Below are 11,891 nucleotides of genomic sequence, written 5' to 3' on the forward strand. Positions count from 1 at the left end.
GCCGGTCCTCGGTAGTGGCCCCCGGGAGAGTGAACCCCGGGTGCTTCGATCGAAGACCGGCCCGCGCCAGTGGAGCGCTTCTCCGCCCGTCCCCTCGCCACACGGGCGAACGGGACAAAAGACGACAAGTAACGGAGAAAACGCTGGTGGAGAACGAGACCCACTACGCCGAGGCCGTCATCGACAACGGCTCCTTCGGCACCCGCACCATCCGCTTCGAGACGGGCCGCCTGGCCAAGCAGGCCGCCGGCTCCGCCGTGGCGTACCTGGACGACGACACCATGGTGCTGTCGGCCACCACCGCTTCCAAGAACCCCAAGGACCAGCTCGACTTCTTCCCCCTCACGGTGGACGTCGAGGAGCGGATGTACGCGGCCGGCAAGATCCCCGGCTCGTTCTTCCGCCGTGAGGGCCGCCCCTCCGAGGACGCCATCCTCACCTGCCGCCTGATCGACCGCCCGCTGCGCCCGTCCTTCAAGAAGGGCCTGCGCAACGAGATCCAGGTCGTCGCCACGATCATGGCGCTCAACCCCGACCACCTGTACGACGTCGTGGCGATCAACGCCGCCTCCGCGTCCACGCAGCTGGCCGGCCTGCCCTTCTCCGGCCCGATCGGCGGCGTCCGCGTCGCGCTGATCCGCGGCCAGTGGGTCGCGTTCCCGACGCACACCGAGCTCGAGGACGCCGTCTTCGACATGGTCGTCGCGGGCCGCGTCCTGGAGGACGGCGACGTCGCGATCATGATGGTCGAGGCCGAGGCCACCGACAAGACCGTCAAGCTGGTCGAGGGCGGCGCCGAGGCGCCCACCGAGGAGGTCGTCGCCGCCGGTCTGGACGCCGCGAAGCCCTTCATCAAGGTGCTCTGCAAGGCCCAGGCCGACCTCGCCGCCAAGGCCGCCAAGCCGACCGGTGAGTTCCCGATCTTCCTGGACTACCAGGACGACGTCCTCGAGGCGCTGACCGCCGCGGTCAAGCCCGAGCTGGCCCAGGCGCTCACCATCGCCGGCAAGCAGGACCGCGAGGCCGAGCTGGACCGCGTCAAGGGTCTCGCCGCCGAGAAGCTCCTGCCGGAGTTCGAGGGCCGCGAGAAGGAGATCTCCGCCGCGTACCGCGCGCTGACCAAGTCCCTGGTCCGCGAGCGCGTCATCAAGGAGAAGAAGCGCATCGACGGCCGCGGTGTCACCGACATCCGCACCCTGGCCGCCGAGGTCGAGGCCATCCCGCGGGTGCACGGCTCCGCGCTGTTCGAGCGTGGCGAGACCCAGATCCTGGGCGTCACCACCCTCAACATGCTCCGCATGGAGCAGCAGCTGGACACCCTCTCCCCGGTGACCCGCAAGCGCTACATGCACAACTACAACTTCCCGCCCTACTCCGTCGGCGAGACCGGCCGCGTCGGCTCCCCCAAGCGCCGCGAGATCGGCCACGGCGCCCTCGCCGAGCGCGCCATCGTGCCGGTGCTGCCGACGCGCGAGGAGTTCCCGTACGCGATCCGTCAGGTGTCCGAGGCCCTCGGCTCCAACGGCTCGACGTCCATGGGCTCGGTCTGCGCCTCCACCATGTCGCTGCTGAACGCCGGTGTGCCGCTGAAGGCCCCCGTCGCCGGTATCGCCATGGGCCTGATCTCCCAGGAGATCAACGGCGAGACGCACTACGTCGCCCTCACCGACATCCTCGGTGCGGAGGACGCCTTCGGCGACATGGACTTCAAGGTCGCCGGCACCAAGGACTTCGTGACCGCCCTCCAGCTCGACACCAAGCTGGACGGCATCCCGGCCTCCGTCCTGGCCGCGGCCCTCAAGCAGGCCCGCGACGCCCGCCTCCACATCCTCGACGTGATGATGGAAGCGATCGACACGCCGGACGAGATGTCCCCCAACGCGCCGCGGATCATCACCGTGAAGATCCCGGTCGACAAGATCGGTGAGGTCATCGGCCCGAAGGGCAAGATGATCAACCAGATCCAGGAGGACACCGGCGCCGAGATCACGATCGAGGACGACGGCACCATCTACATCGGTGCCGCCGACGGCCCGGCCGCCGAGGCCGCCCGCGCCACGATCAACGGCATCGCCAACCCGACGATGCCCGAGGTCGGCGAGCGCTACCTGGGTACGGTCGTCAAGACGACCACCTTCGGTGCGTTCGTCTCCCTGCTGCCCGGCAAGGACGGTCTGCTGCACATCTCGCAGATCCGCAAGCTGGCCGGCGGCAAGCGCGTGGAGAACGTCGAGGACGTCCTCGGTGTGGGCCAGAAGGTCCAGGTCGAGATCGCCGAGATCGACTCCCGCGGCAAGCTGTCCCTGATCCCCGTGATCGAGGGCGAGACCGAGTCCGACAGCGACTCCCACGACAAGAAGGACGACGCCGACAAGTGACGTCCCTGAGCTCCAAGGCGACGGCCCGCACCTCTTCGGAGGCGCGGGCCGTCGCCCGTACCCAAACCCTCATCAAGGGCGAGAACGGCATCGGCACGGTCCGCAGGACCACCCTCCCCGGAGGCCTGCGCATCGTCACCGAGACCCTGCCCTCGGTCCGCTCGGCGACCTTCGGCATCTGGGCGCACGTCGGCTCCCGCGACGAGACCCCCGCCCTCAACGGCGCCACCCACTACCTGGAGCACCTGCTCTTCAAGGGCACGGCCACCCGTTCCGCGCTGGACATCTCCTCCGCCCTCGACGCCGTCGGTGGCGAGATGAACGCGTTCACGGCCAAGGAGTACACGTGCTACTACGCGCGTGTGCTCGACACCGACCTGCCGCTCGCCATCGACGTGGTGTGCGACATGCTGACCGGCTCGGTGATCCGCGAGGAGGATGTCGACGTCGAACGCGGGGCCATCCTCGAAGAGATCGCGATGACCGAGGACGACCCGGGCGACTGCGTGCACGACCTGTTCGCGCACACCATGTTCGGCGACAACCCGCTCGGTCGCCCGGTCCTCGGCACGGTCGACACCGTCAACGCCCTCACCGCCGACCGCATCCGCCGCTTCTACAAGAAGCACTACGACCCCACGCACCTCGTGGTCGCCTGCGCCGGCAACGTCGACCACGACAAGGTCGTCCGCCAGGTGCGCGCCGCCTTCGAGAAGGCCGGGGCCTTCAAGGACCCCGCGGCCGAGCCGATCGCCCCGCGCGGCGGCCGGCGCGCGCTGCGCACCGCCGGCCGCGTCGAGCTGATCGGCCGCAGGACGGAGCAGGCCCACGTCGTGCTCGGCATGCCGGGCCTGGCCCGCACCGACGAGCGGCGCTGGGCGCTCGGCGTGCTCAACACCGCCCTCGGCGGCGGCATGTCCTCCCGGCTGTTCCAGGAGGTCCGCGAGAAGCGCGGCCTGGCCTACAGCGTGTACTCGTACACCTCCGGCTTCGCCGACTGCGGCCTGTTCGGCGTCTACGCGGGCTGCCGGCCCTCGCAGGTGCACGACGTGCTGAAGATCTGCCGCGACGAGCTCGACCAGGTCGCCGAGCACGGACTGCCCGACGACGAGATCGATCGCGCCATCGGCCAGCTCAGGGGTTCCACCGTCCTCGGCCTCGAGGACACCGGCGCGCTGATGAACCGTATCGGCAAGAGTGAGCTGTGCTGGGGCGAGCAGATGTCGGTCGACGACATGCTGGCCCGGATAGCCTCGGTCACCCCGGACGACGTCCGCTCGGTCGCCCGGGACATCCTGGGACGGCGGCCCTCGTTGTCGGTCATCGGCCCGCTGAAGGACAAGCAGGCGTCCCGGCTGCACGACGCCGTCGCCTGACCCACCCGGAACACACCCGGTAAGGAACAACGAACATGAGCAAGCTGCGCGTGGCGGTCCTCGGTGCCAAGGGCCGCATCGGCTCCGAGGCGGTGCGGGCGGTCGAGGCCGCCGAGGACATGGAACTGGTCGCCGCCCTCGGCCGGGGCGACAAGCTGGAGACCCTCGCCGAGACCGGCGCCCAGGTCGCCGTGGAGCTGACCACTCCCGCCTCGGTCATGGGCAACCTCGACTTCTGCGTGCGCCACGGCATCCACGCGGTGGTCGGCACCACCGGCTGGACCGACGACCGCCTCGCGCAGCTGGGGAGCTGGCTCGACCAGTCCCCGGAGACGGGCGTGCTCATCGCCCCGAACTTCTCCATCGGCGCCGTGCTGACCATGAAGTTCGCCCAGATCGCCGCCCCGTACTTCGAGTCCGTCGAGGTCGTGGAGCTGCACCACCCCAACAAGGTGGACGCCCCCAGCGGCACCGCCACGCGCACCGCCCAGCTGATCGCCGAGGCCCGCCGCCAGGCCGGCAGCGCCCCCGCGCCCGACGCCACGGCCAACGCCCTCGACGGCGCCCGCGGCGCGGACGTCGACGGCATCCCGGTGCACGCCGTCCGGCTGCGTGGTCTCCTCGCCCACCAGGAGGTCCTGCTCGGCGCCGAGGGCGAGACCCTCACCGTCCGCCACGACTCCCTGCACCACAGCAGCTTCATGCCGGGCATCCTGCTCGGCGTCCGCCGCGTGGTGACCACTCCGGGCCTGACCTTCGGCCTGGAACACTTCCTCGACCTGAACTGAGCCGGTCCCACCCCATGCGCGCGAAGATCTCCTACGCCCTCACGGCCGCCGTCCTGGTCGTCTACTTCGTCCTGGTCGGCAGCCGTGGAGTGTTGCTCATCAAGGCCGGCACGCTCCTCACGGTCACCTTCGGGGTGGCCGTGCTGATCCTGCCGGTCATCGGGGTGTGGTTCCTCTGGAAGAACACCCAGTTCGTCCGGGAGGCCAACCGGCTCGCCGCCGAGCTGGACGCCGAGGGCGGCCTGCCGGTGGACACCCTGAGGCGGCTGCCCAGCGGCCGGATCGACCGGGAGTCGGCCGACGAGGTCTTCGCGCTCCGCAAGGCCGAGACGGAGGACGCCCCCGACGACTGGCGGAGCTGGTTCCGGCTCGCCGTGGCCTACCACGACGCCCGGGACACCCCGCGCGCCCGCCAGGCGATGCAGCGGGCGATCGCCCTGCGCAAGACCGCCTCCTGAGCGCGCGGGGGACGGCGGGGGTCAGGCGCGCCCGTACTCGTCGGCCCACGCCTCGACGGTGTCGGCCGCCCGGTCGAAAGCCAGCTGGTCACGCCCCAGGAAGTCGGCGTTGTGCGAGGTCAGCAGCGGCGGCAGGGCCTCCGCGGAACGCCCGCGCCGGGCGAGCACCAGCGCCTGTCCCTGCACGGTCCGGGGCAGCCCCAGCCAGCGCACCGGCTGCTGCACCGTACGCACCCCGACGACCTGATCCCAGGCGGTCGTCCGGGTGCTGACGAAGGCCACGTGACGCAGCCCGCGGGCGCTCACCCACACGCCCATCCGCAGCAGCCGCAGCGCCGCCACCACGACGGCCAGCGCCACGGCGAACACGGAGGCGGCCGACGCGGGGGTCGCCGTCGCCGCGATGATCACGGCGGCGAACAGCACGAACGAGGCGAGCAGCAGCAGGAGCGCGGCGGCTCCCACGCGCCAGGGACCGGGACGGTAGGGACGCCGCCAGAGGTCCCGGTCGTCGTACGGCAACGCGACTTCGTCCGCCGTGTCGAAAGCGCGATCGGCCGTCAGGAAGGGCAGGGGCACGGCTGGTCCTCACTCGATCCATGCGTGGGCAGTGCTCGGTGAGGCTATCGATCTGTGTCACCGGTCACCACCCTCGGGGGTCCGGACGGCGCCGGTGCCCCCTGCCCGGGTGGATCAGCGCCCGTCGCTGGCCTGCGACTGCTGCTGCCCGGCTCCCGAGGGCCCGGTGGACAGCGAGGGCATCCCGATGATCAGGGCGCCCACCAGACCGGCGACCACGGTGAGTCCGAGCAGCCAGCGCCCGGCCAGCTGCCCGACGGAGACACGCTCCCGGGGCGGCGGGGCGACATTGCTGCGGAACCTCTCGGCATCCGCGACGAAGGCGAACGGTACGGGCTCACGCGGACCGGACATCGGGGAGGCCCTCCCTCCGGGCATCGAACGGATCAGTGTCACCGGGACAGACGAGCGACGGCCCGGAAAGGTGCCCACTTTCACCGAATTCGCAGAAGTTCGCCGCCGTTCACCTCCGTATGTCGCGTCCAGGGAGCGAAGGTCCCCATGTCGGTGCCGCGCCGTAGAGTGGGCGCCGTCCGAGAGAAGTGATGGAAGGACCCCCCGCGCCGTGACCGACACCCCTGCCGACGACCTCAAGCCCAGCTTCCGCAGCGACGTGACCGTCGAGCTGGTCAAGCACACCGCGTCCGACGCCGACGTGCTGTTCGCCGCCCGCGTCTCGACGGTCGGCGAGCAGTCCCTGGACGAGCTGAACAAGGACCCGGAGCGGTCCAAGGGCCTGATCAACTACCTGATGCGGGACCGTCACGGCAGCCCCTTCGAGCACAACTCGATGACCTTTTTCATCAGCGCCCCGATCTTCGTCTTCCGCGAGTTCATGCGGCACCGGGTGGGCTGGTCGTACAACGAGGAGTCGGGCCGCTACCGGGAGCTCCAGCCCGTCTTCTACGTCCCGGACGCCTCCCGCAAGCTGGTCCAGGAGGGCCGCCCCGGCAAGTACCGCTTCGTCGAGGGCACCGCGGCCCAGCAGGAGCTGACCGGGCGCGCGATGGAGGACTCCTACCGGCAGGCCTACGAGGCCTACCAGGAGATGCTGGCCGCCGGCGTCGCCCGCGAGGTCGCCCGATCGGTGCTCCCCGTCGGCCTGTACTCGTCCATGTACGCCACCTGCAACGCCCGCTCGCTGATGCACTTCCTCGGCCTGCGCACGCAGCACGAGCTGGCCAAGGTCCCGTCCTTCCCGCAGCGGGAGATCGAGATGGTCGGCGAGAAGATGGAGGCCGAGTGGGCCCGCCTGATGCCGCTGACCTACGCCGCCTTCAACACCAACGGGCGGGTCGCCCCGTAGGCGCTCCTCCGCGGCCCGGCACGGCCGTCGAGGACAGATGTACGGATCAGCCGCACGAAGTGTCCGTATTGCGGCATTTCGAGAAGTTCATCTAGCCTGATCAAACGGGCCCGGCACTGCCTGAACCCCCGAGCAGGCAGTGCCGGGCTCCCCGCTCGTCCTCCTCCGTCGCCTCCCCCGAGGGAAGACCTCGACCTGAGCAACGAGTAGCGTGTAACCCATGGCTCCGACCTCCACTCCGCAGACCCCCTTCGGGCGGGTCCTCACCGCCATGGTCACGCCCTTCACGGCGGACGGCGCACTCGACCTCGACGGCGCTCAGCGGCTCGCCACCCACCTGGTGGACGCAGGCAACGACGGCCTGATCATCAACGGCACCACCGGCGAGTCCCCCACCACCAGCGACGCGGAGAAAGCGGATCTCGTACGGGCGATCGTGGAGGCGGTCGGCGACCGCGCCCACGTCGTGGCCGGTGTCGGCACCAACGACACCCACCACAGCATGGAACTCGCCCGCGCCGCGGAGCGCGCCGGCGCCCACGGCCTGCTGGTTGTCACGCCCTACTACAACAAGCCCCCGCAGGAGGGCCTGTACCGGCACTTCACGGCCGTGGCCGACGCCGCCGAGCTGCCCGTCATGCTCTACGACATCCCCGGCCGCAGCGGCGTCCCGATCGGCACCGAGACGCTCGTCCGCCTCGCCGAGCACCCGCGCATCGTCGCCAACAAGGACGCCAAGGGCGACCTCGGCCGGGCCGGCTGGGCCATCGCCCGCACCGGCCTCGCCTGGTACTCCGGCGACGACATGCTCAACCTGCCCCTGCTGTCCATCGGAGCGGTCGGCTTCGTCTCCGTCGTCGGCCATGTGGTCACCCCCGAGCTGCGCGCCCTGGTCGAGGCGTACACCTCCGGCGACGTGCAGAAGGCCACCGAGATCCACCAGAAGCTGCTCCCCGTCTACACGGGCATGTTCCGCACCCAGGGCGTGATGACCACCAAGGCGGCGCTCGCGCTCAAGGGCCTCCCCGCGGGCCCCCTGCGCGCCCCCATGGTGGAGTGCACGCCCGAAGAGATCGAGCAGCTCAAGATCGATCTTGCCGCCGGCGGGGTACAACTCCAGTAATCAGACTTCGCGCGCCCCGGGCGCGCAGACGGACCTCACAACTGAATACGCGGGCCACCGGTGCCCGCACCACCGAACGACAACTGCTTCTGCACGAACGTCATGCGCGCCACGTGCCACCGGTACGTGGCGTGTGTGGTGAGGAGAGTCTTTTGAGTCATCCGCATCCTGAACTCGGCCCGCCCCCGCCGCTGCCCGAAGGCGGCCTGCGGGTCACCCCGCTCGGCGGCCTCGGCGAGATCGGCCGCAACATGACGGTCTTCGAGTACGGAGGCCGCCTGCTGATCGTCGACTGCGGAGTGCTCTTCCCCGAGGAGGAGCAGCCCGGAATCGACCTGATCCTGCCCGACTTCTCGTCGATCAGGGACCGTCTCGACGACATCGAGGGCATCGTCCTCACCCACGGCCACGAGGACCACATCGGCGGCGTCCCCTTCCTCCTGCGGGAGAAGCCGGACATCCCGCTGATCGGCTCCAAGCTCACCCTCGCCCTGATCGAGGCGAAGCTCCAGGAGCACCGCATCCGCCCGTACACGCTCCAGGTGGCGGAGGGACAGCGCGAGCGCATCGGTCCCTTCGACTGCGAGTTCGTGGCGGTCAACCACTCCATCCCCGACGCGCTCGCCGTGGCGATCCGCACGCCCGCCGGCATGGCCGTGCACACCGGCGACTTCAAGATGGACCAGCTCCCGCTGGACAACCGCCTCACGGACCTGCACGCCTTCGCCAGGCTCAGCGAGGAGGGCATCGACCTCCTGCTCGCCGACTCCACGAACGCCGAGGTCCCCGGCTTCGTCCCGCCCGAGCGCGACATCTCGGGCGTGCTGCGCCAGGTCTTCGCGGGCGCCGGCAAGCGGATCATCGTGGCCAGCTTCGCCAGCCACGTCCACCGCATCCAGCAGATCCTGGACGCCGCCCACGAGTACGGCCGCAGGGTCGCCTTCGTCGGCCGCTCCATGGTGCGCAACATGGGCATCGCCCGTGACCTCGGCTACCTCAAGGTCCCGCCGGGCCTGGTCGTGGACGTCAAGACGCTCGACGACCTCCCCGACAGCGAAGTGGTCCTGGTGTGCACGGGCTCCCAGGGAGAGCCGATGGCCGCGCTGTCCCGCATGGCCAACCGCGACCACCAGATCCGGATCGTCGACGGCGACACCGTGATCCTGGCGTCGTCGCTCATCCCCGGCAACGAGAACGCGGTCTACCGCGTGATCAACGGACTGACCCGGTGGGGCGCCAACGTCGTCCACAAGGGCAACGCCAAGGTGCACGTCTCCGGACACGCCTCGGCCGGCGAGCTGCTGTACTTCTACAACATCTGCCGTCCGAAGAACCTCATGCCGGTCCACGGCGAATGGCGCCACCTGCGCGCCAACGCCGAACTGGGCGCCCTCACCGGCGTCCCGCACGACCGCATCGTCATCGCCGAGGACGGCGTGGTCGTCGACCTGGTCGAGGGCAAGGCGAAGATCTCCGGCAAGGTTCAGGCGGGCTACGTCTATGTCGACGGCCTCTCCGTCGGCGACGTGGGCGAACCGGCGCTCAAGGACCGCAGGATCCTCGGTGACGAGGGCATCATCTCGGTCTTCGTCGTCATGGACTCGTCCACCGGCAAGATCACGGGCGGGCCGCACATCCAGGCTCGCGGCTCCGGCATCGAGGACTCGGCCTTCAGCGACGTGATCCCGAGGATCACCGAGTCGCTGGAGCGCTCGGCTCAGGACGGGGTCGTCGAACCTCACCAGCTGCAGCAACTGGTTCGCCGCACGCTGGGCAAGTGGGTCTCCGACACCTACCGGCGCCGGCCGATGATCCTGCCCGTGGTGGTCGAGGTCTGACGCTCCGTCGGACACCACGCGCGAGCGAACCAGGAGCGGGGCGCCCGGATTTGCATCGGGGCACCCCGCTCCAGTACGTTTACAGCTCCCCCCGATCGGGCACCCGACCGCTTCATGCGGCGGATCCAGTCCCCGGTGGGGGTGGAAAATCCGACTCAGAATCTCTGATAAAGTCGGAACCGCCGAAAGGGAAAGCGTGAAAGCGCGGACCTAGAAAGCGCCGAGGAAATCGGGTCGGAAAGATCTGATAGAGTCGGAAACGCAAGACCGAAGGGAAGCGCCCGGAGGAAAGCCCGAGAGGGTGAGTACAAAGGAAGCGTCCGTTCCTTGAGAACTCAACAGCGTGCCAAAAGTCAACGCCAGATATGTTGATACCCCGTCCATCCGGTTTCGGATGGTCGAGGTTCCTTTGAAAAAAAACACAGCGAGGACGCTGTGAACGTCGGGACTATTCCTCCCGATGTTCCGCTCTCGTGATGTGCGCACCCGATTACGGGTAAACATTCACGGAGAGTTTGATCCTGGCTCAGGACGAACGCTGGCGGCGTGCTTAACACATGCAAGTCGAACGATGAACCACTTCGGTGGGGATTAGTGGCGAACGGGTGAGTAACACGTGGGCAATCTGCCCTGCACTCTGGGACAAGCCCTGGAAACGGGGTCTAATACCGGATACTGACCCTCGCAGGCATCTGCGAGGTTCGAAAGCTCCGGCGGTGCAGGATGAGCCCGCGGCCTATCAGCTTGTTGGTGAGGTAATGGCTCACCAAGGCGACGACGGGTAGCCGGCCTGAGAGGGCGACCGGCCACACTGGGACTGAGACACGGCCCAGACTCCTACGGGAGGCAGCAGTGGGGAATATTGCACAATGGGCGAAAGCCTGATGCAGCGACGCCGCGTGAGGGATGACGGCCTTCGGGTTGTAAACCTCTTTCAGCAGGGAAGAAGCGAAAGTGACGGTACCTGCAGAAGAAGCGCCGGCTAACTACGTGCCAGCAGCCGCGGTAATACGTAGGGCGCGAGCGTTGTCCGGAATTATTGGGCGTAAAGAGCTCGTAGGCGGCTTGTCACGTCGGTTGTGAAAGCCCGGGGCTTAACCCCGGGTCTGCAGTCGATACGGGCAGGCTAGAGTTCGGTAGGGGAGATCGGAATTCCTGGTGTAGCGGTGAAATGCGCAGATATCAGGAGGAACACCGGTGGCGAAGGCGGATCTCTGGGCCGATACTGACGCTGAGGAGCGAAAGCGTGGGGAGCGAACAGGATTAGATACCCTGGTAGTCCACGCCGTAAACGGTGGGCACTAGGTGTGGGCGACATTCCACGTCGTCCGTGCCGCAGCTAACGCATTAAGTGCCCCGCCTGGGGAGTACGGCCGCAAGGCTAAAACTCAAAGGAATTGACGGGGGCCCGCACAAGCGGCGGAGCATGTGGCTTAATTCGACGCAACGCGAAGAACCTTACCAAGGCTTGACATACACCGGAAAGCATTAGAGATAGTGCCCCCTTGTGGTCGGTGTACAGGTGGTGCATGGCTGTCGTCAGCTCGTGTCGTGAGATGTTGGGTTAAGTCCCGCAACGAGCGCAACCCTTGTCCCGTGTTGCCAGCAGGCCCTTGTGGTGCTGGGGACTCACGGGAGACCGCCGGGGTCAACTCGGAGGAAGGTGGGGACGACGTCAAGTCATCATGCCCCTTATGTCTTGGGCTGCACACGTGCTACAATGGCCGGTACAATGAGCTGCGATACCGTGAGGTGGAGCGAATCTCAAAAAGCCGGTCTCAGTTCGGATTGGGGTCTGCAACTCGACCCCATGAAGTCGGAGTCGCTAGTAATCGCAGATCAGCATTGCTGCGGTGAATACGTTCCCGGGCCTTGTACACACCGCCCGTCACGTCACGAAAGTCGGTAACACCCGAAGCCGGTGGCCCAACCCTTGTGGGAGGGAGCTGTCGAAGGTGGGACTGGCGATTGGGACGAAGTCGTAACAAGGTAGCCGTACCGGAAGGTGCGGCTGGATCACCTCCTTTCTAAGGAGCACTTCTAGG

General features: G+C 68.2%; 9 protein-coding genes and 1 rRNA gene. 8 read left to right on the plus strand and 2 right to left on the minus strand.

The window, feature by feature from the left end:
- The first annotated feature begins 146 nt into the window (after positions 1–146).
- Genes F3L20_RS07710 through F3L20_RS07725 form a run of 4 tightly spaced genes read left to right on the plus strand, consistent with a single transcriptional unit; the run spans position 147 to position 5,000 of the window.
- The gene (locus F3L20_RS07710; protein ID WP_145829841.1) at positions 147–2,378 is read left to right on the plus strand and encodes a polyribonucleotide nucleotidyltransferase; all 2,232 of its coding nucleotides are present in this window, start codon (positions 147–149) and stop codon (positions 2,376–2,378) included.
- Positions 2,375–3,754: a M16 family metallopeptidase gene (locus tag F3L20_RS07715; RefSeq protein ID WP_150153287.1), complete on the plus strand. Its 1,380-nt coding sequence runs from the start codon at positions 2,375–2,377 to the stop codon at positions 3,752–3,754. The genes F3L20_RS07710 and F3L20_RS07715 overlap by 4 nt, the downstream gene beginning before the upstream one ends.
- A gap of 35 nt (positions 3,755–3,789) precedes the next feature.
- A complete protein-coding gene (gene dapB, locus F3L20_RS07720) occupies positions 3,790–4,542 on the plus strand; it encodes a 4-hydroxy-tetrahydrodipicolinate reductase (protein WP_150153289.1) in 753 nt (250 codons plus the stop codon).
- Positions 4,543–4,556: 14 nt separating this feature from the next.
- Positions 4,557–5,000, plus strand: coding sequence for a tetratricopeptide repeat protein (locus tag F3L20_RS07725; RefSeq protein ID WP_150153291.1), 444 nt, complete (start codon positions 4,557–4,559; stop codon positions 4,998–5,000).
- A 21-nt stretch (positions 5,001–5,021) separates the two neighbouring features.
- Here F3L20_RS07725 and F3L20_RS07730 read toward each other — a convergent pair whose 3' ends face one another.
- Complete coding sequence (locus tag F3L20_RS07730; RefSeq protein ID WP_150153293.1) at positions 5,022–5,579, minus strand: hypothetical protein; 558 nt, start codon at positions 5,577–5,579, stop codon at positions 5,022–5,024.
- 114 nt (positions 5,580–5,693) lie between these two features.
- Positions 5,694–5,933, minus strand: a complete 240-nt coding sequence (locus F3L20_RS07735; protein WP_150153295.1) for a hypothetical protein — start codon at positions 5,931–5,933, stop codon at positions 5,694–5,696.
- Positions 5,934–6,144: 211 nt separating this feature from the next.
- On the opposite strand from F3L20_RS07735, the gene thyX reads away from it, so the two are divergent.
- The 4 genes from thyX (at position 6,145) to F3L20_RS07760 (ending at position 11,873) form a co-directional block, all read left to right on the plus strand.
- The gene (gene thyX / locus F3L20_RS07740; RefSeq protein ID WP_024888484.1) at positions 6,145–6,885 is read left to right on the plus strand and encodes an FAD-dependent thymidylate synthase; all 741 of its coding nucleotides are present in this window, start codon (positions 6,145–6,147) and stop codon (positions 6,883–6,885) included.
- A 220-nt stretch (positions 6,886–7,105) separates the two neighbouring features.
- Positions 7,106–8,008, plus strand: coding sequence for a 4-hydroxy-tetrahydrodipicolinate synthase (gene dapA, locus F3L20_RS07745; RefSeq protein ID WP_150153297.1), 903 nt, complete (start codon positions 7,106–7,108; stop codon positions 8,006–8,008).
- A gap of 152 nt (positions 8,009–8,160) precedes the next feature.
- Positions 8,161–9,846 carry a ribonuclease J gene (locus F3L20_RS07750; RefSeq protein WP_150153299.1) on the plus strand — a complete coding sequence of 562 codons (1,686 nt, stop codon included), beginning with the start codon at positions 8,161–8,163 and terminating at the stop codon, positions 9,844–9,846.
- 503 nt (positions 9,847–10,349) lie between these two features.
- A 16S ribosomal RNA gene (locus tag F3L20_RS07760) occupies positions 10,350–11,873 on the plus strand.
- Positions 11,874–11,891 lie beyond the last annotated feature (18 nt).

It is taken from the genome of Streptomyces tendae (genome assembly GCF_008632955.1).
Taxonomy (GTDB): domain Bacteria; phylum Actinomycetota; class Actinomycetes; order Streptomycetales; family Streptomycetaceae; genus Streptomyces.

What these genes read in the sequence shown, in the direction of transcription:
- dapB (WP_150153289.1), top strand. Translation starts at nt 3,790, where the DNA reads ATGAGCAAGCTGCGCGTGGCGGTCCTCGGTGCCAAGGGCCGCATCGGC.
- F3L20_RS07725 (WP_150153291.1), top strand. Translation starts at nt 4,557, where the DNA reads ATGCGCGCGAAGATCTCCTACGCCCTCACGGCCGCCGTCCTGGTCGTC.
- F3L20_RS07735 (WP_150153295.1), bottom strand. Translation starts at nt 5,933, where the DNA reads ATGTCCGGTCCGCGTGAGCCCGTACCGTTCGCCTTCGTCGCGGATGCC.
- dapA (WP_150153297.1), top strand. Translation starts at nt 7,106, where the DNA reads ATGGCTCCGACCTCCACTCCGCAGACCCCCTTCGGGCGGGTCCTCACC.